A 25,892-nucleotide genomic window follows, 5' to 3' on the forward strand; every position below is an offset into this window, starting at 1 on the left:
GATCAATAAACTTGAGTAAAACAGTCGTATAATTTAACCGCATCGCCAAGGGCGCCCAACGCCCGGTGAATGCGGAGTTAATAACATGAAATATAAGACTATTTTAGCGCTTGCGCTCGCAAGCGGCACCACTCTTTCGTCCCCGGCCCTGGCGGTGGACTTCAGGCCGCAAGCCGAAATCGAAGGCGGTTTCTTCAGCGGCGGCTCGGCTGCCAGTGGCGGCTTTTTCCTGCCTTTCGTGCTCGACTCCGGCAATGCCATTTTCATCGATACACGCGGAACGATAGAAAACGATAAGGTCCGACAGGGCTCGATCGGCGCCGGCTACCGCTTCCGCGCCAACGACCAATGGGTCATCGGCGCCTATGGCTATTACGACTACCTGAAGAGCGAGTACGCCAACCCGTTCGGCCAGGTGTCCTTCGGCCTCGAAGCGCTCAGCGGCGATCTCGAAATGCGCAGCAATCTCTATCTGCCGCTCTCCGGCGCCAAGACGCTGAGCGCGTTCAATGCCGCCTATGTTCGCGACCATGTGCTCGTTTTCCAGGAAGGCAAGGAGCGCGGTCGACGCGGCCTCGACGCTGAAATCGGCGGACGTCTTCCGGTCTTCGACGAAGGATCCGACGTCCAGCTGAAAGTCTTCGGCGGCAGCTACTGGTATGGCGGCAAGAACCTCGGCGACATGTTCGGCGCCAAGCTGCGGGCGGAACTGACCTTCGCGGATCTGCCAGGGCTTTCCGCGGGTTCGACCGTCTCGCTCGGCGTTACCGGCACCTACGACAATGAGGACAAGCTCAAAGGCGCCGTCATGGCGCGCCTGCGTATTCCGTTCGGCGCGACGGCTAAGGCAAGCGATGCCTTCGACCCGATGGTTCAACGTGTCGAGCGCTCAGCCAAGATCCGCACGCACGCCGGCGCGACCGGCGATGTCGAGGCGGCGCAGTTCGTTTACGACGGCTTCACGCCTGGCAAAGTGATCAACGTATCGGCCGCAAACGGCAACGCCGCGACCATCAACCAAATGCTTGCTGATGCGGGTGCGGGCGCGCTCATTCTTGTGGACGGCAATCTCGGCCTTGAGCAGTCGCTGAGCCTTGGCTTCAGACAGACGCTGCTTGGCGGTGGCGGCATGCTTGCAGTGCGTGGCGCAAGCAGTGGCGCGACTGCCAACTTCGTCAACAGCGGCACCGCGACGACGTTGACCGGTTTCGACCCCGCTCAGGACGTTGTCACCATGGCATCCCTCAGCACTGTCTCTTCCCTTGCCATTCGCGGCGGCCGCGCGGGGATCGGCAGCACCGAAACCGAGGGCCTGTGGATCGACAATGTCGATATCGCAAGGACCAGCCACGACGGCATCCGCCTGACGCGCGTGGTTGGCGCTGAGATTGAAGACACCCGCATCCACGATCTCTCCATTTGCGAGAACAACACGCAATGCGAGTTCACGGTGTATAAGCCCAACGAGGCGCCTTACGCCGCCATCAGCGCGCTTGGAACCAGCAGCCTGACGATCCGCAACACGGATATTGACAAGGTAACCTACGGCATCTTCAGCGGCAGCGAGATCGACGAAAGCGATTGGCCACCGGTCATCGCCAACGAGGCGAGCAGAATCCACCTCGACAACGTCACGGTCAGCAATTCGAGGCGCGAGGGACTGCTGATGGTTGCCGCGAACAATGTGCTGATCGAAAACTTCACGATCGACAACTCGAGACAAGACCGCGACATGGATCTTGTCGTGCTCCAGGGCACGTCCAATGTCGAGATCAACAACATGACTCTGAAGGGCGGCATCAACGGCCTGATGATGGTCTCGGCGTCCACCTTGCCAACCAAGACCACGGACATTGTCGTCAATGGCCTGAATATCGATGGCACGCGGAATGCGGGCATCTTCCTCAATCCCGTCTCCGATATTACCTTCAACGGCGTGAACATCACGAATGCCGGCAGCTACGGCGCGTTCATCTACGGTAGCGATTACGAGTTCCTGGGCGGGCCCGTCAGCGATATCAAGTTCAACGGCGTGAAGATCGACGAGGCAGCCAAGGCCGGGCTCTATTTCATGGGGCCGTCGATCGATGTGAAAGGCGATATTACGACAACCAACACGCCGAAGGATTGCATCGCCGACGCCGGTTGGACTGCTGGCTCACTGACACAATCGCCAGGTTCGGTGCTGACCCTCAACGGCAAGCAGCTCGACCAGTCGAATTTCGCCGCGCGCTGCCGCTAACAGCGCTGCCACGCCCCCCTTTCGCCGGGGCGTGGCTCTTTTTTCTGTCCTGCGAGGCGTCGAAGCCGTTGACGTCAAGGCCGGCTTCAAGCAGCGGGATCAGCGCTCGACCGTTGCCAACGGCCGGTTCCAGTATCGGTCCGAGACATCCGCTCAAGCACTCGCGATAATATTCGACATCGCCAAAGGACTTCCAAATATATTTGTCTAAATTATAAACAAGAGAGGCAATCTTGCCGTAGGTATTGTTCATCACGCATTCGTCCATACTCGGAATAAAGCGAAACGCCTATCTTATACAGCAGTATGCTCCGACGAGGTGTCGTTCAATTGCCACGCCGATCGCTTTTGTCATGCGACGGGGTTCGCGCATCGCACCGTCCGCCAGACACGTGTAGGAGAGCGCTCAGAAGCGTGCAGGCCGAATGAACTTGCCGTAGACCCAGCCTTCCTGCCACCGGCCGTTCTGCTGCGGATCGTGCCAGATCTGGCACCATGTGGCGCGCACGGCATTGCTCTGCCGTTGCGCCGACCAGCGGGCTATCCGCTGGAGGTCGACGCCGTTCATGCAACGGCCGGTCATCTGCAGCCTGGTGCCGTTGGGATAGCCGGCTCGAATGGCCGACGAAGACGATGGCCAGGCACGCGCATTGAGCACATCGTTCCAGGCTACACCGGCAACCTCCCAGGCGACGAAGGTGCTGGCGGATGCGCCTTCCACCTTCGAGGAAAGCCCGACAGCTACCATCGCCAGCGAAATCAGTACGCTTCGAAAACCGATCATCACGAACCCCTCCCAGGAACCACGATCTCAGCATATTAGCACAAGGCTGAATTGTGGCTGAACGGGTACTTCACCTGGGGCAAGCAGGAAAGGATGCCTCTCATGCCCTTCCAACCCCAATCCCTCGCAAACCAGCGAAGAGACCTGAATTCCGATACAACGGCCGCCCCGGCAACCCGGGACGGACCGGCTGGCTCAGCCGGGCATGCGGCAGACGGCGCCGACGAGCTTCAGCACGAAGGGGCGGATCGACAGCACGCAAAGAAAAGCGACCGGCATCGCCAGCGCATAGGTCCTGAGCACACGGGCGGGGTAGCCGGCGTCGACGCCGGTGTTGACGCCGACAATGACACAGCACATCAGGAACGCCATGATTGCCGACATGAAGAAGGCAAAGGCAATCGGCACCGCACGCGGCGGCAGCTTGCGGCTGCGCGCGATCCGTGGCGGGGGTATCGTATCCTCCATGATGAAGATCTCCATAACTTGCCCGCAGGGACCGTCCCAGCGGCATGACCGGCACTATACGGATGACGTCGCGCGCCGGTAGGCCATTGCAGCCTTGCTCAGAGTTAGGCAAAACTATCGAATCAATGTGATAGTTCGATGGATATCATTATGGATACATTGCGCGGCATCGAGAGTTTCGTCAGGAGCGTCGAGGAAGGCAGTATCGCGGCGGCGGCGCGCAAACTCGGCATCACGCCGGCCTCTGCGAGCCAGAATATCGCCCGGCTGGAGCGGGCCCTCGGGACACGATTGCTTAGCCGAACGACGCGGCAATTGGGCCTGACGGAAAGCGGCCGGGTCTATTTCGACCGCGTGCGCAGCGTGGTCCACGATCTCGAACTCGCGGCCGTTGCGGTCGCATCGCTGAGCCCTGAGCCACGGGGATCACTGAAGATCGCATCCTCCGTCGCCTTCGGCCGCCATGTCGTGGCGCCGCTGGTGCCATCCTTTGCCGAGCGACATCCGGAGGTCTCGATCGAACTCGTCGTAACCGATCGGGAGATCGATCACATCGGCGAAGGCATCGATATCAGCGTGCGCTTCGGCCTGCAGCTGGAGCCGGGGCTGATTGCCCGCAAGCTTGCCTCGGTGCCTATGATCATCTGCGCAGCGCCATCCTATATCGAACGGCGCGGCCGGCCCAAGCAGCCGGAAGACCTGATCCAACATCATTGCCTCGTCTACCGCTACGCCGGGCACGGACGGATCTTTCGCTGGGCTTTCGTGCGCGACGGCCTGCGCTTCGAGCCGGAACTGAAGGCTACGATCGTCAGCAACGACATCGACACGCTTGCCGAGATGGCGATCGCTGGCGCCGGCATTACGCGGCTCGGTGCATTTATCGCGACTGATTTGATCGAGCGTGGGTTGCTTGTGCCGCTGTTCGGCGGCGCACCATGCGAAGGCATCGCCAACACCGACCACGAGCCCTTCGACTTCTATGCCTGCTTCGTCGACCGACAGGCGGAAACGCCGAAGGTCCGCGCCTTCATCGAGCATGCGGTGCAGTCGCTCAAGGGCCGATGGTAGCCGTCACAATCGGCCCTCGGCCCGCCGTCAGGCGAGCGATGGCTGCGCCGCATTCCCTACGGCAGCTTCCTCTGCGAGCTTCGCTTCGCGGCGAAGCTTGAGCTTGTGACCAACCTCGACGATCGCATGGATTGCCGGGACGAACTCCTGGCCGAGGTCGCTCAACCGGTATTCGACCGATGGCGGTGACGTCGGCACGATCCGGCGTTCGATCGCTCCCTTCTCCTCCATCTCCTTCAGGCGCGTGCTCAACACCTTCGCCGAAATGCCGGGGATGTCGATCTTGAGCTCGCTGAAGCGGCGCGGACCGCCGCTCAGATACCAGATGATGTTGGGTGCCCAGGCGCCACCGAGCATCACCATGCACTCCCCGACCGGGCAGGTCGGCGGCAATGCGGCAGCCTTATTCTTTCGAATTTTCAAGCTCATGGGCAAAATTCTCCAGTTACCCCAGGGAAACCGGAAACGTCGGTAACATAAAGTTATCTCATATACAAAAGTTATCGCTTCAGTTTAGGTTCCGCCGTCTTCGACAGGAGACTTCCATTACAAAGGGAATTTGGCCATGAAGCTTTATTATGCCCCCGGCGCCTGCTCGCTCTCGCCCCATATCAGCCTGCGCGAAGCCGGCGTCGAGTTCGAGATCGTCAAGGTCGACACCGCAACGCACCTCACCGCAAGCGGCGCCGATTTCAAGGCGATCAACCCCAAGGGTTATGTGCCGGCGCTGGTGCTGGAAACCGGCGATGTCGTCACCGAAGGTGCTGCCGTCGTCCAATATATTGCCGACCGCTTTCCGAATGCCGGACTGGCGCCCGCGAACGGCACGCTGGAGCGCACGCGCCTGCAGGAGCAGTTGAACTTCATCGCCTCCGAACTGCACAAGGCGTTCTCACCGCTGTTCAGCAAGACCGCAAGCGTGGACGCCAAGGATGCCGCCGCAGCACAGGTTGGCAAACGCCTCGGCAACGTCGAAACGCTGCTATCCGACGGGCGCGCCCATGTGCTCGGAGACGCCTTCTCCGTTGCCGACGCCTATCTCTTCACCGTCGTCAACTGGACCAGCGTCACGGGAATTTCGCTTGCTCCCTGGCCCCACTTGACGGCCTATATGCAGCGGGTCGGGCAGCGCCCGTCCGTGCAGGCAGCCATGAAGGCAGAAGGGCTGATCGCGGCATGAGCGGCACCCACAACGATCCGCGCTTTGCCGCCGTCACCGATGTGCTCGGCCGCTACTTCGACGGGCTCTACCACAGCGACACGACGATCCTGCGCGAAGTCTTTCATCCGAAAGCCCATTACGCCACGGCGACCGAGGGAGAGCTGCTCGAACTCGACATGAACAGGCATTTTCCGATCGTCGACAAGCGCCCCTCGCCGGCAAGCCGCGGCGAACAGCGCACCGACAGGATCGTCTCGATCGAATTTGCCGGGCCGGTGACAGCCCTCGCCAAGGTACAATGCGCCATCGGCGAGAAGGCGTTTACCGATTTCCTGTCGCTGATCTTCGTCGACGCACGCTGGCAGATCATCGCCAAGGTCTTTCACTACGATATCCGACAACCAGGCTAAGGAGCCAGCAATGCCCTATGTGAACATCAAGATCACCCGCGAAGGCGCAACCCGCGAACAGAAGGCCGCCCTCATCAAGGGCGTCACCGACCTGCTCGTCACCGTTCTCGACAAGAACCCGGCCACCACCTTCGTCGTTATCGACGAGGTGGCCTTCGAAGACTGGGGCGTCGGCGGCCTGCCGGTCGAGGAATACCGCAAGCAGCTGAAGGCGAAGGGGTAGTCACAGCCCGACGACCTTCGTCGGTCGAGCGAACGATCGAACATTTTGCCCGGTCGCCCTGCTCTGCCTTCTCCCCGCCGTTGGGGAGAAGGTCCCGCCTGATGGCGAAGACCTTTCCGCTTGATCGTCGCAGCCGGGCTCTCTATCTCATTGTCTCCCGCCGCATAAATCCCGGAGACATGCCTTGTCCGTTTTCAAGAACCTGCCCGAAGCTCCCGTTGCCGCGAAAAAGCCGGTGACCGACACGCGCCACGGCATCACCCGCACCGACGACTACGCCTGGCTGCGGGCCGACAATTGGCAGGCTATGTTCAAGGATCCTTCGATCCTCGACCCCGAAATCCGCAAGCATCTCGAGGCCGAGAACGCCTATATGAATGCGGCGATGGACGACACCAAGGCGCTGCAGAAGACGCTGTTTGCCGAGATGCGCGGCCGCATCAAGGAAGACGACAGCTCGGTGCCGGTCAAGGACGGACCCTTTGCCTATGGCAGCCTCTACGTCACCGGAGGCGAGCAGCCCCGTTATTTCCGGATCCCACGCGACGCCGACAGCAAGGACGAGACGATCCGGCACGTCCTGCTCGACGGCGACAAGGAAGGCGAAGGCAAATCCTATTTCCGCCTTGCGGGCCTCGACCACTCGAGCGATCACAGCCGGGGCCTGTGGGGCTATGACGACAAGGGATCGGAATATTTCACACTGAAGGTTCGCGATCTCTCGACCGGCGAAGATCTGGCCGACGTGATCGAGAACACCGGCGGCGGCGGCGCCTGGGCGCCGGATGGCAAGAGCTTCTTCTACACCGTACTCGACGACAATCACCGTCCGTCGAAGATCTTTCACCACGTGCTCGGCACGCCCCAGGCCGACGACCGGCTGGTCTACGAGGAGAAGGACCCGGGCTTCTTCATGTCGGTCGGCGGCTCGCTCATCGACGACTTCATCTACATCGACATCCACGACCACGAGACCAGCGAGTACCGGCTGCTCTCGACCAAGGAGCTAACGGCCGAACCGAAGCTCGTCGCCGGGCGCGTCATCGGCCTCGAATATGAGATGACCGAAGGCGGCGATGTCTTCTACATCCTCACCAATGCCGACGGCGCCAAGGATTTCAAGATCATGGAAGCGCCGGTGGAAGCACCGGGCAAGGAGAACTGGCGTGAGGTCGTGCCGCATAAGCCGGGCACGCTGATCCTCAGCCACATGGCCTATGCCCGCCATCTCGTCTGGCTGCAGCGCCGCGAAGGCCTGCCGGAAATCGTCATCCGCGACCGCAAGACCGGCGAGGAACATGCGATCGCCTTTGCCGAGGAGGCCTATGCACTTGGGCTCTCCGGCGCTGCCGAGTATGAAACCGACATCATTCGCTTCTCCTATTCCTCGATGACGACGCCGTCGCAGCTTTTCGACTACGACATGGCGACGCGCGAGCGCACGCTGCTGAAGACGCAGGAAGTGCCGTCCGGGCACAATCCCGACGACTATGTCACCCGCCGCATCTTCGCGCCGTCCTGGGACGGCACCAAGGTGCCGGTGACCCTGCTTTATCGCAAAGATACACCGCTCGACGGCTCGGCACCGTGCCTGCTCTATGGCTACGGCGCCTATGGCATCACCATTCCTGCCGGCTTCAACACCAACTGCCTGTCGCTCGCCGACCGCGGCTTCGTCTATGCCATCGCCCATATCCGCGGCGGCAAGGACCGGGGTTTCTCCTGGTACGAAGACGGCAAGATGGCCAAGAAGACCAACACCTTCAAGGACTTCATCGCCGCCGTTGACTATCTGAATCAGGAAAAGTTCACGTCCTACGCAAACATCGTCGCCGAAGGCGGATCGGCCGGCGGCATGCTGATGGGCGCAATCGCCAACATGGCGCCGGAAAAATTCACCGGCATCATCGCCGCGGTCCCCTTCGTCGACGTGCTCAACACCATGCTCGACGACACGCTGCCGCTGACGCCGCCGGAATGGCCGGAATGGGGCAACCCGATCGACAGCCGCGAGTTCTACGACATCATCGCCGGCTACTCGCCCTACGACAATATCGAGGCAAAATCCTACCCGGCGATCCTGGCGCTCGGTGGCCTGACCGACCCGCGCGTCACCTATTGGGAACCGGCGAAATGGGTCGCCCGCCTGCGCGAAAAGACCACCGGCAACGAGCCGATCCTGATGAAGACCAATATGGACGCCGGTCACGGCGGCGCCTCCGGTCGCTTCCAGCGCCTGGAGGAGATCGCCTTCGAATATGCCTTCGCCATCAAGGTCGCCGGCAGGATGTAAGATCGGGAGAAGCACCATGCCCATTCACGTTGCTCTGCTTCGCGCCATCAATGTCGGCGGGGCCGGCATGCTGGCGATGGCCGACCTCAGGGCGATCTGCGAAGGGCTCGGCTTTAGCGACGTGAAGACCTATATCCAGAGCGGCAACGTGCTGTTCCGCTCCGACCTGCCGGCGCCGGAAGCGGCGGCAAAACTCGACGCGGCCCTTGGCGAGAAACTCGGCAAGGCGCCCGGGGTTATGATCCGGGACGCCAGGCAATTGCAGGCAATTGCCGAGAATGCCCCCTTCCCCGATGCCAAGAGCAATCTGCTGCATGTGGTCTTCTTGCCGGATGCGGCGCCGGCGGATGCGCTCGACAGGCTCGTCGCGCCCGACGGCGAAGAAGTGCAGGTCGCCGGGCACGAGATCTATGTGCACTATCCTGATGGCTCCGGGCGATCGAAGCTGAAGCTGCCGGCGCTGAAACCGGGGACCGCGCGCAACCTCAACACCGTGCGCAAGCTCGCCGAACTGGCGCAGGCGATGGAAGAAGGTTACAGCGCCGCGCGTCGAACATGACGCGCAAAGGACGCTGTAGCACTTTAGAAGTGGTGCATAATTTTCTCCTTCAATCGAAACCGATTTAGGGAATTATGCAGTAAGACTGACGCTCACGCGGCTGAGGGCTGGAACAGCAGCCGGACAAAGGTTCGGAAGACCAGCAACTGTTCAGGCAGGTTCTTCGGCTCCTTCAGCGCCTTTGACAGGATGATGCCACCCTCGATCACCGTCGAGACCATGTCGGCAAGTTGGTCGACGTCCAGCGGCTCGCGTGGCCGGTAGACCCGCATGATGTCGCGAAACATCGCGCCGAAACGCCGTCGCCACATCAGCGCCGCCTGTCGGTTGATCTCCTGGATATCGCGATCAAAGGCACGCTCGTGGCTACAGACCACCGCGACCAGGCAGCCGGGATGGCCGTTGGGAAGATCGGAGAGCAGTTCCGACAGGAGTTTGAGGCCGAGCAGAAACGCCTGGAGCGGATCATCCGCAAGCTCGCGCGCCCGGCTGAAGATCTCGTCATAGATCCGCTCGTCGTTCTCGACGTAGCGTTCGAGCAGCGCCTTTGCCAGCTCGTTCTTGTCGCGAAAATGGTAGAAGAAACCGCTTTTGGTGATGCCGGTCTCGGCGATCAGTTCATCGATCGAGGTTCCGCCGAATCCTTTCGCCAGCACCGAGATTTCGGCCGCGTCTAGGATTTTGGCGCGCGTTTCCTCACCCTTTCGCATTAGCCGTTTCCCTACCGTTGGTACAGTTTCCGCCTATGACCTGACGACCAGCGAGCGATGCCGCGGCAAAACGCAACCAGCAACCTTATGATTTTACTGAGATATTTATGTGTATTAGCAATAGTATACCGCAAGTCGTCTAGTTTAGAAGATGATAAAAAGGCAGAAATTCAGCCATCCTTGCGGGAATGGGAGCGCTCCGCCGGGATCCAACGAGACCAAAACGGCTGGAGACCGACATGGCCAAATACCGACGCAGCCTGCCGCTCATGAAGGGTGGAACCTTTCTCAGCGACGGCGGCCTGGAAACGACGCTGATTTTTCACGAAGGCGTCGAGCTTCCGCACTTTGCCTCCTTCGTCCTCTTGTCGACGTCCGAAGGGCGGCGGCGGCTTTTGAACTACTACACGCGCTACCTCGATATCGCGCAGCACCACGGCACCGGCTTCGTTCTCGACTCGGCGACGTGGCGTGCAAGCGCCGACTGGGGCGTCAAGCTTGGCTATGATGCCCGGGCCCTGGCCGAACTGAACCAGGACGCCGTCTATCTGCTGACGGAACTGCGCGCCGAATACGAGCGGCCGCAGGCACCGATCGTGCTTAGCGGCGCGATCGGGCCGCGTGGCGACGGCTATAGGGCGAGCCGCATGAGCCCCGACGAAGCCGAGGACTATCATGCCGCGCAGGTCGCTGCCTTTGCCGTCAGCGACGCCGATATGATCTGCGCCTATACGATCACCAATATCGACGAGGCGATCGGCATCGCCCGCTCGGCGCAAAGCCACGGCATGCCCTGCGCCATCTCGTTTACGGTGGAGACCGATGGGCGATTGCCGAACGGCCGCACGCTCAAGGACGCGATCGAGATCGTCGATGCGGCAACCGGCCGGTTTCCGCAATACTACATGATCAACTGCGCCCATCCGGACCATTTCGAGGCCAGCCTCGATACCGGCAGCGCCTGGGTCCACAGGATCGGCGGCATCCGCGCCAATGCCTCGATCAAAAGCCACAGCGAACTCGACGAGAGCGAGACGCTCGATGCCGGCGATCCGGCGGACCTCGGGCAGCGGTATCGGATGCTGACGCATCGTTTGCCGCGACTGCGCGTCCTCGGTGGCTGCTGCGGCACCGACCATCGCCATATCGCGGCAATTTGCGAGGCCTGCCTTTCGCCAACGGCACTTAGCGCCTGAGACGAAGACGGCACTCGCCCTCCCGGCCCTCCCGCGAAAGACCTCTCGCGGGAGGGCGCCGCCTCGCCGGCTAACCCTCGCGAAACGAGCACAGCTCATGTAGACTTGGCTCGAAAGGGCGGTGGCCGGAATGTCCCGGCGGGAGCCGCTGACCACAGAACCATGAACTACGTGCCTCCTTCGCCGACCGCCGAAACCGACGCCTTTCGCTTCGACAACAGTTTTGCGCGGTTGCCGCAGCAGTTCTTCGCCCGTGTCGACCCGACACCGGTCGCCGAGCCCTGGCTGATCAAGCTCAACCGACCGCTTGCCGAAGAACTCGGCCTCGACCTCGACAGTCTCGAGCGCGACGGTGCGCAGATCTTTTCCGGCAACAGCGTGCCTGCCGGGGCCGCGCCGCTCGCCATGGCCTATGCCGGCCACCAGTTCGGCACCTTCGTGCCGCAGCTCGGTGACGGCCGTGCGATCCTTCTGGGCGAAGTCATCGACCGGAACGGGCAGCGGCGCGACATTCAACTGAAGGGACCAGGACAGACGCCCTTCTCGCGCCGCGGCGACGGACGGGCCGCCCTCGGGCCGGTGCTGCGCGAATACATCGTCAGCGAAGCGATGTTTGCGCTCGGCATCCCGACGACGCGGGCGCTTGCGGCTGTCGTAACCGGCCAGCCGGTCTATCGCGAGCAGATCCTGCCCGGTGCCATCTTTACTCGTGTGGCGGCAAGCCACATCCGCGTCGGCACCTTCCAGTTCTTTGCAGCGCGCGGCGATATGGCTTCGGTCCAGGCGCTGGCCGACTATGCGATCAGTCGCCACTATCCGGAGGTCAGGAATGACGAGCGCCCCTATCTCGCCTTCTTCAAGGCGGTGGTGGCGCGACAGGCGGCATTGATCGCTCGTTGGCTGCATATCGGCTTCATCCACGGCGTCATGAACACCGACAACATGACGATCTCCGGTGAGACGATCGACTTCGGCCCTTGCGCCTTCATGGACGCCTATGATCCGAGGAAGGTGTTTTCCTCGATCGATCAGTTCGGGCGCTACGCCTATGCCAGCCAGCCGGCAATCGGCCAGTGGAACCTCACCCGCCTTGCCGAGACGCTGGTGCCGCTCTTTGATCCGGTGGCAGGAACGGCGGTCGATCTCGCCAACGAAGTGCTCGGCGAGTACGGCGCGATCTTCCAGCGGCACTGGCTTGATGGCATGCGCCGCAAAATCGGGCTCGTCGGCGAGGAGGAAGGCGACCTTGATCTCGTCCAGGCGCTGCTGACGGCGATGCATCGGGGTGATGCCGATTTCACCCTCACCTTCCGCAGGCTTTGCGAGTGTGCTGCCGATCCGGCCGCGGATGCCGCCTTGATTTCCCTGTTCGCCGATCCGGCCGGCGTCACGTCCTGGCTCGCGGACTGGCGAAAGCGTCTGGAGCAGGAACCGGGAACGGCAGGCGAACGCGCCGTGGCGATGAGGGCGGTGAACCCGGCCTATATCCCGCGCAACCACCGTATCGAACAGGCGATTGTAGCGGCGACGGAAGAGGCAGACTTCTCGTTGTTCGAAGCGCTCGTCGATGTGACGTCAAAGCCCTACGAGGACCAGCCGCGTTTTGCCGCCTATGCCGATCCGCCGCAGCCGGACGAAGAAGTGCAACAAACCTTTTGCGGTACGTGAGGGCAAACCGACAAGCGCTTCGCGCCTGCGGGTCGATAGGCCTTGCCTATCGCTTTCGGCCATAGGCCGAGAGGAATATCCGCACGCTTTCCTTGGTATGCGCGCGAAGAGCGTCGGCATTGGGAATTGCCTGATCGCCGAGCAACATGGCGTCGTTGACGGGCTCGCCCATCACCAACCAGTTGAAGAAGGATGCGGCTGCGCGCAGATCCTCCGCCTCGACATCGCCGCTCTCGCGGTAGTGGGCAAGGGCTTTCCTGAGCCTGTCGATCGAACGACGCGGGCCCTTCGCATGCAGTCTCTTGCCCAGTTCCGGAAAACGTTCAGCCTCGCCGATCACCAGGCGCCGCAGCTGCATCAGCCGCGGCGTCATGACGATCGCGAGCTGCTGCTCGGCGAAATCCAGCAGAAAATCCTCGATCGGGCGTCCATCGAAGGGATCGGCGACCTGCTCCTCCAGTTCGTCGCCGGCCACGCCCGTCATGCCGGTGACGATACCGAGGAACAGCGCCTCCTTGGTTCCGAAATGGGCATAGACGGTCTGCTTCGACACGTCGGCCATCGCCGCCACCTCATCCATGTTCGTCGCGAGGAAACCGCGCTGCAGGAACAGTTCGGTGGCGGCAGCCAGGATGGACTGGCGCTTTCTCGTCATTCGCGTCCCGACGGCGTTCGTCATTCTCAACCACGACCTCTCATGTGAGCGCGCGATAGCACAAGTTCCGGAGTAGCACGACCACATTGACAAATCAAACTGGACGGTACAGTCTGATTACGCGTGAATGGCGGAGATGGCGGTGACCGGGAGCGAAAGCAGGACGTTGAACGCGCGCTGCACCTGCGGGCAGGTGCAACTGCGAGCCACCGGCAGACCGATCGTGGCGGCCGCCTGCTATTGCGCGAGTTGCCGGAAAGCAGGCGGACTGTTCGAGGCGCTGCCCGGCGCTGCGCCGGTGCTCAACAGCGACGGGTCCACGGATTTCGTTCTCTTCCGCAAAGATCGGATAGACTGTGTGCGTGGTGCCGATCAGCTTCGCGAACATCGGCTGACGCCCACGTCGAAAACCCGCCGCGTTGTCGCGATCTGCTGCAATGCGCCGATGTTTCTCGAGTTCACCGGTGGCCATTGGCTGACGCTCTACCGGCAGCGTCTCGACCAGGAAGCCCGGCCACCTCTGGAGATGCGGGTGATGACGCGGGACCGACGGGCGGGTGTCAGCGTCAAGGACGACCTGCCGAGCTACTCCGGACATTCCGGAAAGTTCATGCTGAAGCTCATCGGCGCCTGGGCGGCAATGGCTTTCCGGACCCCGAAAATCGACTATGTGAAAGGTGAGCTTGATGGCCACGGAACGTGAAAAGATCGAGATCGAAAACATCGTTTCTCCCGGGCACGTCACGCGTGTCGACAAGATCAAGTATGATGCAATGAAGGACGCGCTACTCACCGCCCTATCCCGTGAGCCGACCGCCCTCACGGTCGCGGAAGCAAAACAGAAGCTGCTGCCATTGCTGCCGGACGACCTCTTTCCAGACGGTGCAAAGGCCGGGTGGTGGCTGAAGGCCGTCCAGCTCGATCTCGAGGCCAAGGGCGTGCTGCGCCGCGAAAACACCAAACCCTTGCGCCTTCGGCTCGCTTAAAGCGCGTCGCGATCTCTAGGATTCGCTTGCGGCGCTTTAAGCACTTGTTTTTACGCATGTCGTTATCGCAAAACCGCGGCACACTTTTGCGCGACATGCTTTAGTCAACCGCACGCCGGTTCTTTCGGACCACGTCGGGAGCCCGCGACAGCGGCGGGCTGCTGCGCGGCCGTCATGCAACAAGAGCAGCAAAGCGTCGTGCGATGTCTCGGCGTGCAACTTCATTGCGGCCACCTTAATTTCTTGCGCTGCGGAATCATGGCTATTGAAAGGCAGAACCGGCGCGTTAGGTGCTAAGGGGCAGGCGGTCGTACGACTTGCCCAAGCCCGATCTGACGGCCGCGGCATTCCTCGCGACCGCCGACCCCGAAACCGATTTTTTCCCGCGCGGCTTTTCGTCCTGGCCGCCCCAATGAAAAAGCCGTGCCGCGGCGCCGTTCATCAATTCGGGAGTTCCCACCATGCTCATTCTGACGGCCATCGTCTTCGCGCTCATCGGTCTTGTGCTCGGCGGCGGCGGAGCCAAGCTCCTAGTGCTTGGCGGCAGTCCCTATTATCTCATTGCCGGTATCGGCTTCCTGCTGACGGCGATCCTCCTCTTCATGCGCAAGGCGGCGGCCATCTGGCTTTATGCCCTGGTGATCCTCGGCTCGCTCGCCTGGGCAGTCTGGGAGGTCGGCTTCGACTGGTGGCAACTCGGGCCCCGTGGCGGCATCATCGTGTTGCTCGGCCTGTGGCTGATGTTGCCGGCGGTCCGGCGTCCGCTCGGGTTTGAGAGCCCGACGGGCGAACGCTATGCCGCCGGCGCCTGGCCGCTGGCGCTGGCCGTACTCGTTTCGATCGGCATTGCCGGATACGCGATGACCCAGGACCCCCACGACATCCGCGGTGACCTGCCGAGCGACGTGGTCGCCACCAATCCACCGCTCGGCGGCAATATGCCTCCCGGCGAATGGCATCAATACGGGCGCACCCCCTTTGGCCAGCGCTATGCGCCGCTCGATCAGATCACCCCGGAAAATGTCGCCAGCCTCAAGGTCGCCTGGCAATATCAGACAGGCGACATCAAACGCCCCGACGACGTGGGCGAGACCACTTATCAGGTAACGCCGATCAAGGTGAAGGACACGCTCTTTGCCTGCACGCCGCACAACTGGGCGATCGCGCTCGACGCTGCGACCGGCGAGGAGAAATGGAAATATGACAGCAACTCCGGCATGAACCCGGACCGGCAGCACCAGACCTGCCGGGGCGTCACCTATTGGGCCGATCCGGCGGCAGCCGCCGGCAGCGTCTGCGCCGAACGGGTCTACCTGCCGACATCGGACGCGCGGCTGATCGCACTCGACGCGGCAACAGGTTCGGTCTGCACCAGCTTTGCCGACAACGGCGTGCTGCAGCTCGAAAAAGGCATGAAGTACAATCCGGCCGGCTATTACTATTCGACCTCGCCGCCGGTTGCCGTTGCCGGAAAGGTGATCATCGGCGGCGCGGTCAACGACAACTATTCCACCCAGGAACAATCCGGCGTCATCCGCGCCTTCGACATCAACACCGGTGCCCTGCTCTGGAACTGGGACAGCGGCAATCCCGACGTGACGACGCCGATTGCCGAGGGTCAGACCTACATCACCAACTCGCCCAACAGCTGGTCGGTGTTCAGCTATGACGAGGGACTTGGCCTCGTCTATATCCCCATGGGCAACCAGGTGCCGGACCAACTCGGCATGGGGCGCAGCGAACATGTGGAGAAGTACTCCTCCTCGATCGTCGCGCTCGACATCAATTCCGGTGCGGTGCGCTGGGTACGCCAGACCGTGCATCATGATCTCTGGGACATGGACGTGCCGGCACAGCCGGCGCTGCTCGACATCACGAAGGAAGACGGCACCGTCGTGCCGGCGCTCGTCGGTCCGACGAAACAGGGCGATATCTACGTGCTCGATCGCAGGAGCGGCGAGCCGATCATCCCGATCGAGGAAGTCGCGGCCCCGAAGGGCGCGATCCCGGAGGACTTTACCGCACCGACCCAGCCGGTCTCCGGCCTGACGTTCATGCCAGCGCCCCTTCAGGAGCGGAACATGTGGGGCGTGACCATGTTCGATCAGCTCGCCTGCCGTATCGAGCTTCGTTCGCTGAAATACGAAGGCCGCTATACACCGCCGTCGCTTGAAGGAACGCTCGTCTACCCCGGCAATTTCGGCACGTTCAACTGGGGCTCGGTCGCGGTCGACCCGGAACGGCAGGTGATGTTCGGCATGCCGACCTACCTCGCCTTCACCTCGCGCCTCGTTCCGCGCGACCAGATCCCGCCGAAGGGCCAGGGCGAAAAGGGATCCGAGCAAGGCCTCAACCGCAATGACGGCGCCCCCTACGGCGTCTTCATGGGCCCGTTCCTAGGCCCGCTGAAGGTCCCCTGCCAGGCGCCGCCATGGGGTTATGTCGCCGGGGCCGATCTCAGAACCGGCAAGATCGTCTACAAGCACAAAAACGGCACCGTCGAGGACATGACGCCTTTGCCGCTACCCTTCAAGGTCGGCGTTCCCGGCATCGGCGGACCGATGATCACCAAGGGCGGCGTCGCCTTCCTCGGGGCGGCGGTCGACGACTATCTGCGCGCCTACGACGTGACGACGGGCGAACAGCTCTGGGAGGCGCGCCTTCCGGCCGGCGGCCAGTCGACGCCGATGAGCTACACGGTGGGCGAGAAGCAATATGTGCTGATTGTCGCGGGCGGCCATGGCTCGGTCGGCACCAAGCCCGGAGACTACGTCATCGCCTATACCCTGCCTTAATACGCGAGAGCGCATCCCTAATTCTCGCTACGGCATAATTCCTTAAATCGGAATCGATTTAAGGGCAAAATTATGCAGCAACTCAAAGTGTTACAGCGGCCTTTGCGCGTCTAAATAGACGCGCAAAGGCCGCTGTAGTGGGTTGCATCGACAAGCCCCACACAAGCCACCGGAAGCAGCCTCCCCCGGACAGAAGATTCCGGGGGATTCCCATGAAAATCGACAACAGCGTCTCGAACTACTACTTCTCGCAGCGCCGCGCCCAGTCGGGAACCGTCGCCCCGCTCGAAGAGAATGGCGGCGGTGACGCGCGTCCGCGGCTTTCGCCGACCATCGCGCCGGCATCCACGTCGGCCTCGCTGTCGAGCGCCTTCTGGATCAGTGCGACCAGAGAAGAGGAAGCCAAGCCGTCGATCGGAACCGGGCAAGAGACGGCCTCCGGAGACTCGGTCAGCGACGAGTTCCTGAAACGCGCCAAGATGAGCCTGGCGGAACAGATCCGCGCACAAATTCTGGAAGCGCACGGCATCACCGAAGACGAACTCAAGGCGATGGATCCGAAGCAGCGCGAGGCGATCGAGGAAGAAATCCGCAAGGCGGTCGAACGCGCGACGGGCATCGACCAGCAGCGCAATGATACCGCATCCGATATCGCCGACGGAAGCGCCGCAGCCTAAAGCAGCATCGCCTGCAATCCTCGATTTCCCCTGAAATCGGGCTCGACCGGCTCGCCATGCCGGTGCTGCTGGCACTCGGACAATCCGATTACCTCGTTGCGCCGGCCGAAACTTGGGACGCCTATCGCAAGGGTTTTCCGGATCTGACCGTTCGCATGTTCGAGAAAAGCGGCCACACACCGCAACTGGAGGAAAGCTATCTCTTCGACGAGACGCTGCTTTCCTTCCTCGCACGGTAACCGGTGGAGCCAAGGGAAGGCCCGATCGGGCCCTTCCTCGCAGCCTCACATTGACGGTTTCCGGAAAGCGATTATCTAATGCTCCAGAAGCTATAGGTTTGGAGCATAGGCATGTATTCCATCGGCGATCTCTCCCGCCGCACGGGCGTAAAAATTCCGACGATCCGCTATTACGAGCAGATGGGGCTGATTGCCGCTCCTGAACGCTCGGAAGGCAACCAGCGGCGCTACGAGAAGCCCGAACTCGAACGTCTCGCCTTCATCCGCCATGCGCGCGATCTGGGACTTTCGATCGAATCGATCCGCGATCTGCTGGCACTGAGCCGGCATCCGGAGCGCCCCTGCGGCGAAGCGGACCGCATCGCCAAGGAACATCTGATCACCGTACGCGAAAAAATCGCCCAGCTGCAAAAGCTGGAGCGCGAACTTGAGCGCATCGTCGCCTGCAACGGCGACCACACGATCGGCGACTGCTACGTCATCCGTGCGCTTGCAGACCATTCGATGTGCGGCGGCGACCATTGAGCGCTGCGGCGGCAGACTGGAGCCGACTTCGAACAGAGGTCGCCACCCCTGCCCCCAGCCCTGCGCAAAATCCCGGTTGACAAAAATTCGGAAACGGACAATCTACGCACATGATCAAGAACGCACCCATCTGCCGCGCGTATTTTTGGCTGTTCCCATAGGAGCGGCCTGCTGATCATATTCAACAAGGCCGCCATCAGGCGGCTTTTGTTTTTCACGGCACCTGATGGCGAAAGAACCATGAGGAGCCGACAATGCTACAGACCGCCATCCCCCCTCTCCATCCGCTGCCATCGACGCGCCCGCCGATGGTGACGATCCGCTGCGCCAAGCAGCGTGACCTTCCCGAGCTGCGCGAAATGATCGCCGAACTCGCCGCCCATCACGGCGACGCTGCCCCGATCACCCCCGAGCAGCTCGAGCGCGACCTCTTCGGCCGGAGCCCCTGGATCACGGCGCTTGTCGCCGAGGCCGGCAACCGGCTGATCGGATACGCGATCCTCGTCCCGGCCTACCGGGCAGCGGAAGGCGCCCGCGGCATGGAATTGCACCACCTCTTCGTGCGTCCCGACAACCGCGGCACCGGCATCGGCCGACACCTCGTCGCCAAGGCCCGCGAACAGGCAAAAATGGCCGGTTGCGATTACCTCTCGGTCAGCGCCGCGACCGGCAATTTCAAGGCGCACGACTTCTACGAATCCGAGCGTTTCGTACCTCGCCCCGTGACGGGCATGCGCTATATGCAGAAACTTGGCTGAGGATGAGGCGATGCGGCTTGCAATCGTGCTTCACGAAGGGTTTGCGGATTGGGAATGCGCGCTGTTGATGGCGGCGGCGCGCACTCACCTCGGCGTCGATATCGACGTCGCCACCTTGGACGGCGCGCCGGTGACGTCGATGGGCGGCCTCGACGTCTCCGCGCATCTGTCGATCGACGCGCTCGACCCTGCGGGCTTCGACGGCCTGGTGATCTGTGGCGGTGCGATCTGGGGAACCGCCGACGCCCCCAACCTCTCCGCCACGATCCGTTCCTTTCATCGGCAGGAACGGCTGGTCGCCGCAATCTGCGGCGGCGTCGATGCACTGGCATCGAGCGGAATTCTCGACGCCACCGATCACACCGGAAACAGTGCGGACAGCCTTGCGTCGCTCGCTGGCTATCGCGGCCACGGCCATTATCGCGATCAGCCGCAGGCTCTTAGCCGCGACCACATTGTCACGGCCGCCGGCACGGCACCGGTCACCTTTGCGGTCGAGATCTTTCGCGCCCTCGGCCTCGGCTCGCCTGAACTCGACGGCTATGCCGCGCTCTATGGCCGCGAGCATGCGGCCGTCACGACGGCCGCATGAGCAAACCACTGCATAATTCCTTAAATCGGAATCGATTTAAGGACAAAATTATGCAGCGACTCAAAGTGTTACAGCGACCTTTGCGCGTCCAAATAGACGCGCGGCGCTGTAAAGCGCATCGTCAGAGCGTGGGAATGGCCTTGAGATAGGCGGCAATCGCCTCGCGATCGGCAGCGGTCAGCTTCGCCATGTTCTTCTGAACCTCGACCATGGAGCCACCGACGGAATCGAATTCCGGGGTGAAACCGGTTTCGAGATAGGAGGCAATGTCGGAAGCGCTCCAGCCGCCGATGCTCTTCGAGCCGGATGTGATATTGGGGATGCGCCCCTCGCCTTCCGGGTTTGGTGCGCCTGCCAGCCATTGGCCTGGCTCGAAGCCGCCAAGGGCGTTTCGCGGCGTATGGCACTCGCCGCAATGGCCGGGCCCTTCGACCAGATATTGTCCGCGCGTCAGTTTCGGATCAGCGGCATCGATGGCAACGCGCGGCGTGTCGGTGAGGAACAGCAGCTTCCAGCCGCCGAGCGCCAATCGCATACTGTAGGGGAACGGCAACTCGTGGCCCGGCGCGACATCGCTCGCCTTCGGCAGCGTCTTCATGTAGCCCCAGAGGTCGTTGACGTCCTTTGGCGCCATCCTGATGTAGGAGGCGTAGGGGAAGGACGGGTAGAGATGCTCGCCGTTTCGGCCGACGCCCCGCGTCATGGCGTTGCCGAACTCCGCGAGCGTCCACGCACCGATGCCGGCCGTTTCATCAGGCGAGATGTTGGGCGCGTGGAAAGTGCCAAACGGGCTTTTCAGTGGCGGCCCGCCGGCAAGAACGAGCCGGGCGTCGCCCTCGCTGCCGCGCTTCGCATGACAACTGACGCAGCCGCCGGCCCAGAAGATCTTCTCGCCATTGACGAGATCCGGTTCGCCCAAGCCTTCCCAATGATCGGCCGGCCAGGGCGCCGGCTTGGTCAGCCACCAAAAGGCCGCACCGCCGACAAGGCCCACAAACACCAGACCCGAGACAAGCTTTCTAATCCGTCGGCCCATCAAGCTGCCTTTCAACTGCGCAACCTTAACCCGAGAGCTTCGCTCACACTCAAAATAACGCGGCAAACCGCGACGAGTGTGACGTCCCTGCCGTCACAACAACAGCCTCAATGCGCCGGCGAAAGCCGGCGCATTGAGGCAATTCTCTGGGAAGTAGACCTATTGTCAGTTCTTCTTCAGGCGATACGTCTCATGACAGCTGCCGCAGTCCTTGCCGAGTATGCCCATGGCAGCGCCGACACCGGCCTGATCGGCCGGAAGCTGGGCGAGCACGGCGTCGGTATCAGAACCAAGCTTCGCAGCCTTGGCTTTGAAATCGTCCATGTTCTCCCAGATCTTCGGGCTTGCTTCCGTCTCCGAACCGGTTTCGGAGCCGGTGGGGAAATGGTCCGGGAATACCTTGACCGTCTCGGAGATGGTTGTCAGCGACACCTTGACGATCTCGGCGTCATAGGGCTTTTCGCCCTTGGCAATACCACCGAGCGCACCAGCAGCCTGACCAACCTTCTTCATCAGAGCCTGACGAACCGCCTGCGGTTCATCAGCAGCAGTCACGGCTGTAACGCCAAGCCCAGCGAGGGCGGCGGCAAGCATAAGAGCGCGTATCTTCATCGTGATCTCCCGGTCATTCGAATCCGCCTCTGCGGCCTTCGTGTTGAATGCGCCGGCATGATGTCATTTTAGCTAGTCGACGGAAGTAACATTTTTTTGATGTCCTTGCCACAACAGCACAATTTGGCGCGGCTGAGCGATTCTCGACCACCTCGGCCCGCACGTTCCTATAACATGATTGCAGTAATCATGTTTATACTCTGAGACCTATCTCGCGCCGGCCCAGCCCTGCCAGACGGTGAGGGCTGCTACCAGCACCAGGACGATGCCGGCAATGCGGCCGATCAGAACGGTCGCACCCGGGCTGCCGACGAGAAAATCGCGACCGCGACCGGCGGCCAGCGCCAAACCGCCATAGACGGCGAGCTGGGTAGTGGCGATCATCAACGCCATGATCACCGCCTGCGACCATACCGGCCCGAATTGCGGCTTCAGAAACTGCGGATAGACCGCCAGCATGAAGAGATAGGCCTTGGGGTTCATCAGGCTGGTGAGAGCGCCCTGGCGAAAGCTCGCCCAACGCGAGAGCCGCCCGGTGCCGTCGATACCGCCGATGGTGATCGAACTGCGGATAAGGGAATAGCCAATCCAGGCGATATAGGCGGCACCGCCGACGAGCAGGACGTTGAAGAGCTGCGGCACCAGATGAAGGATGACGCTGACCCCGAGCGCCGCATAGAGAGTATGCAGCACGCCGCCAGCCATGATGCCGGCCGTCGCCGACAGGCCGGAGGCTCGACCTCCGGTCAGCGAGTTCGCCAGCACGAAGATCATATCCATCCCCGGCACGATGATGATGCCGAAGAGAAGGGTGAAGAAAAGCCAGAGATTTTCCGAGTAGCTCATGTCAGTTGTCCGAGGTCCGTTCGATCGTTGCCTGAGCGGATTGCTTATTTTTCAATCCGTTGCTGGATGTTATAAGCGCCTGCAACTGACAGGGTCTTGTCAGGAGCGTTTGAAGCAGCGGAGTTTTTTCGATGCGCAAGGCCTCGCGGCTGTTCGAGATCATCCAGATCCTCCGGCTCGCCCGGAAACCGGTGACGGCGGCCGATATGGCCGAAACGCTGGAGGTGACGCCGCGCTCGATCTACCGCGATATCGCTGCCCTTCAGGCCATGCGCGTGCCGATCGAAGGCGGCCGCGGCATCGGATACATTCTCCGCCCGGGCTTCGACCTGCCGCCGCTGATGTTCTCGATCGAGGAAACCGAGGCGATCGTGCTGGCGCTGGCGCTGCTTGCGCGCACCGGAGACGAGGAGCTGAAGGCAGCGGCCGGCCGCGTCAACCAGAAGATCACCGGCGCCGTGCCCCAACCGCTGCGGCTCGCCTTTCGCAGCCAAGCGCTGCACGCCTGGGGAACCGTGGCCCCCTCGCCCGCCGGCGTCGATCTGGCGCTGGTGCGCCGGGCAATCCGGGACGAACGCAAGCTCGGCATCGACTATCGCGACGAACTCGGCCGCGCCACCGAGCGGATGATCCGGCCGATCGCGCTGATCTATTACTCCGAAACCGCCAACATCGTCGCCTGGTGCGAACTGCGCCAGGCGATCCGCAACTTTCGCGCCGATCGGGTCGAACACTGCGAAGCGACCGACGACTTTTTCCCGGGCGAAGGGGAAGGTCTGAGGGACCTCTGGATCAGCGGATGGCGGACGCAGCCAGGCGGGGCGTGACCGCTGTCAGTTGGAGTGTGCGGTCTGTCTCTCGCCCATAGCCGCGGATTTCCATTCTGCCCGCATGGACCTCGACGATCGCATAGGCTGTCGTATCCGGTGTTTCGACCATGCCCTTGATTCGGTTCCACGGCGGCATATTGCGGGTCGGCGATGACGCCGAAGCGGAGGAGAGGCTGTGTGTCTGCGTGCATGGCGCCTCTGCCTAGCGCCGGGCGATGACACTTTGGTGACGGCGGACCAGCCATGTCCAATGCCACCGCAAACGAAAAGACCCGGCGCAAGCGCCGGGTCTCGAAGTCGATTGTTGCGAAGGCTTACTTGGAAGCCGCTTCGTACATTTCGAGCACGTAATCCCAGTTGATCAGGCTATCGACGAACGCTTCGAGGTACTTCGGACGCGCGTTGCGATAGTCGATGTAGTAGGAGTGTTCCCAGACGTCGACGCCGAGGATCGGCGAAGCGCCGTGAACGAGCGGGTTCTCGCCGTTCGGGGTCTTGGAGATTTCGAGCTTGCCGTTCTTGACCGAAAGCCATGCCCAGCCCGAACCGAACTGGCCGGTGCCGGCCGCGATGAAATCGGCACGGAACTTGTCGTAGCTGCCGAGGTCCGACTTGATGGCTGCGTCGAGCTTGCCCGGCAGGCTGGTGCCGCCGCCGCCCTTCTTCATCCACTTCCAGAAGTGGATGTGGTTGTAATGCTGGCCGGCATTGTTGAACAGCGGCTGGTTGGTGCCGTAGGACTTCTTGACGACTTCCTCGAGCGAGAGGTCGGAGAGGCCGGCTTCCTCGGCAAGCTTGTTGCCGTTGGTCACGTAAGCGAGGTGGTGCTTGTCGTGGTGGTATTCGAGCGTCTCGCGCGACATGTAGGGCGCCAGCGCATCGTAGTCATAGGGAAGGTTCGGCAATTCGAAAGCCATGTGGGCATCTCCTCTTGGCATGGGATTTCGTCAGGGAAATCTGTGAGCGGGAACATAGGCACCGGCCTTGAAGGAGGCAACCGATGCAATGCCAATTTTTCCTCAACCCACGGAATATACTTTCAACATCATTTTGAAAGCGCGCGCCCCCCGAGCACATTCGCGCCACGTTTCGCGGGCAGCGTGAAGGTCAATGCAACCGTTTGAGAATAAGGACTGTCCATGCCGCATCGCCCGATCCTGACCCTTGCCCTTGTCGCTGCAACCGGATTTGTCGCGACCGGCGCCCATGCATCCTCCGGCGATGCCTGGGAAGAATTCCGGGCCGACGTTTCGGAGAAATGCATCTCGGCCGCCCCTTCGCTCGATAAGCCGATCGTTGTCGTCGACCCGTTCGGCTCCGAGAGCTTCGGGCTGGCGCTGGTCTCCGGCAAGCCGAAGGGCGCGGAAAATGCCGTGACCCAGATCTGCGTCTACGACAAGCAGAAGAAGACGGTGGAAATCGGCGGCGAGCTGGCGCCCGACACGGTCACGGTTGTGGCACCGGCAACGGACCAGTAGCCCAGCCGCGTGTCGACGATCGCAGATCGTCGACACGCGCGAGCCTTCGCGTACAAACGGTTTCCGGCTCCTGTCATCGAGCAATCGGCCGGAAACCATTCCACCCAGCGCCACAATGGGTTGCGAATCACAGCCGACCTGGGCCGCGACCGTGGCGCGGGCACCATGACCCGCACCGAGCGTTGACCTCCTCAGCCGTCCTGGCTGGAATGTGCCCAATCCATGTAGAGATCGCGCGCCTTGGCGGCGATCGGCCCGGCCTGCAGGTCGCGCTCGTCAAGGCGAGTGACCGGCAAGACCTTGGAGTAGTTGCCGGAGGTGAAGATCTCGTCGGCAGCTTCAAAATCGGCCATCGACAATGTCGCTTCGACAACTTCGAAACCGGCCTCGCGCAACAGCGTCATGACGCGGAAGCGGGTGATGCCGGCCAGGAAGGTGCGGTTAGCCGCCGGCGTGAACACGACGCCATCCTTGACCAGAAAGACGTTGGAGGAGCCGGTTTCGGCGATGTTGCCGAGCATGTCGCGCACCAGCGCATTGTCGAAGCCGCGCGACCGCGCCTCGGTCAGGATGCGGGCGTTGTTGGGATAAAGGCAGCCGGCCTTGGCATCGGTCGGCATGGATTCGAGCGTGGGCCTCCGGAACGGCGACAGCGTCAGCGATGAACCGCCATGGCCGTTGCCCATCGGCGCCTCGAACAGGCACAGCGCGAAGCGGGTCGATTCCGGATCGATCGCAACGACGCCGGCCGCGCCATGCTCGGCCCAGTACATCGGCTTGACGTAGAGTGCCGTCTGGCCGTCGAATTTCTTGGCGCCTTCCCAGCTCAGGGCCTCGATCTCTTCCGGCTTCATGGTCGGCTTCAGCCCGAGCGCCGTTGCCGAGCGGTTGACGCGCTGGCAATGCAGGTCGAGGTCCGGCGCGACGCCGTCGAAGAAGCGGGCACCGTCGAATACGGTCGAACCCAGCCACATGGCATGGGAGGTCGGACCGATCAGCGGCGGATTGCCGGACAGCCATTCGCCGTCGACAAAGGTCCAGGTCACTGAGCGGGGGGATGTATCGACGGCCATCGGC

At 62.0% G+C, this 25,892-nt stretch carries 30 protein-coding genes; 19 read left to right on the forward strand and 11 right to left on the reverse strand.

Features of this window, described 5'->3' with window-relative positions; genetic code table 11:
* Positions 1–85 precede the first annotated feature (85 nt).
* Positions 86–2,242 carry a right-handed parallel beta-helix repeat-containing protein gene (locus BC360_RS11965; protein ID WP_065795340.1) on the forward strand — a complete coding sequence of 719 codons (2,157 nt, stop codon included), beginning with the start codon at positions 86–88 and terminating at the stop codon, positions 2,240–2,242.
* On the opposite strand, the gene BC360_RS30730 is transcribed toward BC360_RS11965, so the two are convergent.
* The 3 genes from BC360_RS30730 to BC360_RS11975 form a co-directional block, all read right to left on the reverse strand.
* Positions 2,193–2,495: a hypothetical protein gene (locus BC360_RS30730; RefSeq protein ID WP_208858174.1), complete on the reverse strand. Its 303-nt coding sequence runs from the start codon at positions 2,493–2,495 to the stop codon at positions 2,193–2,195. The genes BC360_RS11965 and BC360_RS30730 overlap by 50 nt on opposite strands.
* Before the next feature lie 153 nt (positions 2,496–2,648).
* The gene (locus BC360_RS11970; protein ID WP_065795341.1) at positions 2,649–3,026 is read right to left on the reverse strand and encodes a hypothetical protein; all 378 of its coding nucleotides are present in this window, start codon (positions 3,024–3,026) and stop codon (positions 2,649–2,651) included.
* Positions 3,027–3,221: 195 nt separating this feature from the next.
* Entirely contained in the window at positions 3,222–3,494 is a 273-nt protein-coding gene (locus BC360_RS11975; protein ID WP_065782422.1) for a DUF2798 domain-containing protein, read from the reverse strand.
* Positions 3,495–3,632: 138 nt separating this feature from the next.
* On the opposite strand from BC360_RS11975, the gene BC360_RS11980 reads away from it, so the two are divergent.
* Positions 3,633–4,565, forward strand: coding sequence for a LysR family transcriptional regulator (locus BC360_RS11980; RefSeq protein WP_139110004.1), 933 nt, complete (start codon positions 3,633–3,635; stop codon positions 4,563–4,565).
* Between the two features lie 27 nt (positions 4,566–4,592).
* Here BC360_RS11980 and BC360_RS11985 read toward each other — a convergent pair whose 3' ends face one another.
* On the reverse strand, positions 4,593–4,994 hold the full coding sequence (locus tag BC360_RS11985; RefSeq protein ID WP_065782244.1) for a winged helix-turn-helix transcriptional regulator: 402 nt from the start codon (positions 4,992–4,994) through the stop codon (positions 4,593–4,595).
* A gap of 136 nt (positions 4,995–5,130) precedes the next feature.
* On the opposite strand from BC360_RS11985, the gene gstA reads away from it, so the two are divergent.
* The 5 genes from gstA to BC360_RS12010 all read left to right on the forward strand — a co-directional run bounded on the left by gstA (position 5,131) and on the right by BC360_RS12010 (position 9,212).
* Positions 5,131–5,745, forward strand: a complete 615-nt coding sequence (gstA, locus tag BC360_RS11990) for a glutathione transferase GstA (RefSeq protein WP_065795342.1) — start codon at positions 5,131–5,133, stop codon at positions 5,743–5,745.
* Positions 5,742–6,137, forward strand: a complete 396-nt coding sequence (locus tag BC360_RS11995) for a nuclear transport factor 2 family protein (protein WP_065795343.1) — start codon at positions 5,742–5,744, stop codon at positions 6,135–6,137. Before gstA ends, BC360_RS11995 begins: the two co-directional genes overlap by 4 nt.
* A gap of 10 nt (positions 6,138–6,147) precedes the next feature.
* Positions 6,148–6,360 carry a tautomerase family protein gene (locus BC360_RS12000; protein WP_065782253.1) on the forward strand — a complete coding sequence of 71 codons (213 nt, stop codon included), beginning with the start codon at positions 6,148–6,150 and terminating at the stop codon, positions 6,358–6,360.
* A 184-nt stretch (positions 6,361–6,544) separates the two neighbouring features.
* Positions 6,545–8,653, forward strand: coding sequence for a S9 family peptidase (locus BC360_RS12005; protein ID WP_065795344.1), 2,109 nt, complete (start codon positions 6,545–6,547; stop codon positions 8,651–8,653).
* Between the two features lie 16 nt (positions 8,654–8,669).
* The gene (locus tag BC360_RS12010) at positions 8,670–9,212 is read left to right on the forward strand and encodes a DUF1697 domain-containing protein (RefSeq protein ID WP_065795345.1); all 543 of its coding nucleotides are present in this window, start codon (positions 8,670–8,672) and stop codon (positions 9,210–9,212) included.
* Between the two features lie 92 nt (positions 9,213–9,304).
* Here the strand turns inward: BC360_RS12010 and BC360_RS12015 are convergent, their stop codons facing one another.
* Positions 9,305–9,922 (reverse strand): TetR/AcrR family transcriptional regulator, encoded by a 618-nt coding sequence (locus BC360_RS12015; RefSeq protein WP_065782263.1) that lies wholly within the window; start codon positions 9,920–9,922, stop codon positions 9,305–9,307.
* 239 nt (positions 9,923–10,161) lie between these two features.
* Here BC360_RS12015 and BC360_RS12020 point away from each other — a divergent pair, with 239 nt between their 5' ends.
* Both BC360_RS12020 and BC360_RS12025 read left to right on the forward strand, forming a co-directional pair.
* Positions 10,162–11,118 (forward strand): homocysteine S-methyltransferase family protein, encoded by a 957-nt coding sequence (locus tag BC360_RS12020; RefSeq protein WP_065782264.1) that lies wholly within the window; start codon positions 10,162–10,164, stop codon positions 11,116–11,118.
* A gap of 162 nt (positions 11,119–11,280) precedes the next feature.
* A complete protein-coding gene (locus tag BC360_RS12025; protein ID WP_065795346.1) occupies positions 11,281–12,786 on the forward strand; it encodes a protein adenylyltransferase SelO in 1,506 nt (501 codons plus the stop codon).
* 46 nt (positions 12,787–12,832) lie between these two features.
* On the opposite strand, the gene BC360_RS12030 is transcribed toward BC360_RS12025, so the two are convergent.
* The gene (locus BC360_RS12030; protein WP_244512713.1) at positions 12,833–13,441 is read right to left on the reverse strand and encodes a TetR/AcrR family transcriptional regulator; all 609 of its coding nucleotides are present in this window, start codon (positions 13,439–13,441) and stop codon (positions 12,833–12,835) included.
* A gap of 142 nt (positions 13,442–13,583) precedes the next feature.
* Between BC360_RS12030 and BC360_RS12035 the strand changes: the two genes are divergently transcribed.
* From BC360_RS12035 to BC360_RS12070, 8 genes are all read left to right on the forward strand, one after another.
* Positions 13,584–14,144 carry a GFA family protein gene (locus tag BC360_RS12035; protein ID WP_083222545.1) on the forward strand — a complete coding sequence of 187 codons (561 nt, stop codon included), beginning with the start codon at positions 13,584–13,586 and terminating at the stop codon, positions 14,142–14,144.
* Positions 14,128–14,427 (forward strand): DUF6958 family protein, encoded by a 300-nt coding sequence (locus tag BC360_RS12040; protein WP_065782270.1) that lies wholly within the window; start codon positions 14,128–14,130, stop codon positions 14,425–14,427. The genes BC360_RS12035 and BC360_RS12040 overlap by 17 nt, the downstream gene beginning before the upstream one ends.
* 461 nt (positions 14,428–14,888) lie before the next feature.
* Complete coding sequence (locus tag BC360_RS12045; RefSeq protein WP_065795348.1) at positions 14,889–17,222, forward strand: glucose/quinate/shikimate family membrane-bound PQQ-dependent dehydrogenase; 2,334 nt, start codon at positions 14,889–14,891, stop codon at positions 17,220–17,222.
* 212 nt (positions 17,223–17,434) lie between these two features.
* Positions 17,435–17,899, forward strand: a complete 465-nt coding sequence (locus tag BC360_RS12050) for a hypothetical protein (RefSeq protein ID WP_065795349.1) — start codon at positions 17,435–17,437, stop codon at positions 17,897–17,899.
* A 56-nt stretch (positions 17,900–17,955) separates the two neighbouring features.
* On the forward strand, positions 17,956–18,138 hold the full coding sequence (locus BC360_RS12055) for an alpha/beta fold hydrolase (RefSeq protein WP_065795350.1): 183 nt from the start codon (positions 17,956–17,958) through the stop codon (positions 18,136–18,138).
* A gap of 111 nt (positions 18,139–18,249) precedes the next feature.
* Complete coding sequence (locus BC360_RS12060) at positions 18,250–18,663, forward strand: MerR family transcriptional regulator (RefSeq protein WP_065782280.1); 414 nt, start codon at positions 18,250–18,252, stop codon at positions 18,661–18,663.
* 254 nt (positions 18,664–18,917) lie between these two features.
* Complete coding sequence (locus BC360_RS12065; RefSeq protein WP_065795351.1) at positions 18,918–19,421, forward strand: GNAT family N-acetyltransferase; 504 nt, start codon at positions 18,918–18,920, stop codon at positions 19,419–19,421.
* Positions 19,422–19,431: 10 nt separating this feature from the next.
* Positions 19,432–20,013 (forward strand): DJ-1/PfpI family protein, encoded by a 582-nt coding sequence (locus tag BC360_RS12070; RefSeq protein ID WP_065795352.1) that lies wholly within the window; start codon positions 19,432–19,434, stop codon positions 20,011–20,013.
* Positions 20,014–20,134: 121 nt separating this feature from the next.
* On the opposite strand, the gene BC360_RS12075 is transcribed toward BC360_RS12070, so the two are convergent.
* The 3 genes from BC360_RS12075 to BC360_RS12085 form a co-directional block, all read right to left on the reverse strand.
* A complete protein-coding gene (locus tag BC360_RS12075) occupies positions 20,135–21,049 on the reverse strand; it encodes a cytochrome c (protein WP_065795353.1) in 915 nt (304 codons plus the stop codon).
* Between the two features lie 165 nt (positions 21,050–21,214).
* On the reverse strand, positions 21,215–21,661 hold the full coding sequence (locus BC360_RS12080; protein ID WP_065782288.1) for a c-type cytochrome: 447 nt from the start codon (positions 21,659–21,661) through the stop codon (positions 21,215–21,217).
* A 207-nt stretch (positions 21,662–21,868) separates the two neighbouring features.
* Positions 21,869–22,507, reverse strand: coding sequence for a LysE family translocator (locus BC360_RS12085; protein WP_065782289.1), 639 nt, complete (start codon positions 22,505–22,507; stop codon positions 21,869–21,871).
* A 131-nt stretch (positions 22,508–22,638) separates the two neighbouring features.
* On the opposite strand from BC360_RS12085, the gene BC360_RS12090 reads away from it, so the two are divergent.
* The gene (locus BC360_RS12090; RefSeq protein WP_065795354.1) at positions 22,639–23,334 is read left to right on the forward strand and encodes a helix-turn-helix transcriptional regulator; all 696 of its coding nucleotides are present in this window, start codon (positions 22,639–22,641) and stop codon (positions 23,332–23,334) included.
* A 317-nt stretch (positions 23,335–23,651) separates the two neighbouring features.
* Here the strand turns inward: BC360_RS12090 and BC360_RS12095 are convergent, their stop codons facing one another.
* Positions 23,652–24,254: a superoxide dismutase gene (locus tag BC360_RS12095; protein WP_065795355.1), complete on the reverse strand. Its 603-nt coding sequence runs from the start codon at positions 24,252–24,254 to the stop codon at positions 23,652–23,654.
* 222 nt (positions 24,255–24,476) lie between these two features.
* On the opposite strand from BC360_RS12095, the gene BC360_RS12100 reads away from it, so the two are divergent.
* On the forward strand, positions 24,477–24,815 hold the full coding sequence (locus BC360_RS12100; protein ID WP_065782296.1) for a hypothetical protein: 339 nt from the start codon (positions 24,477–24,479) through the stop codon (positions 24,813–24,815).
* 191 nt (positions 24,816–25,006) lie between these two features.
* Here BC360_RS12100 and BC360_RS12105 read toward each other — a convergent pair whose 3' ends face one another.
* Positions 25,007–25,888, reverse strand: a complete 882-nt coding sequence (locus tag BC360_RS12105; protein WP_065782428.1) for a branched-chain amino acid aminotransferase — start codon at positions 25,886–25,888, stop codon at positions 25,007–25,009.
* Between the last annotated feature and the right edge of the window lie 4 nt (positions 25,889–25,892).

This window comes from Ensifer sp. LC163, from assembly GCF_001695855.1.
Classification (GTDB): domain Bacteria; phylum Pseudomonadota; class Alphaproteobacteria; order Rhizobiales; family Rhizobiaceae; genus Ensifer.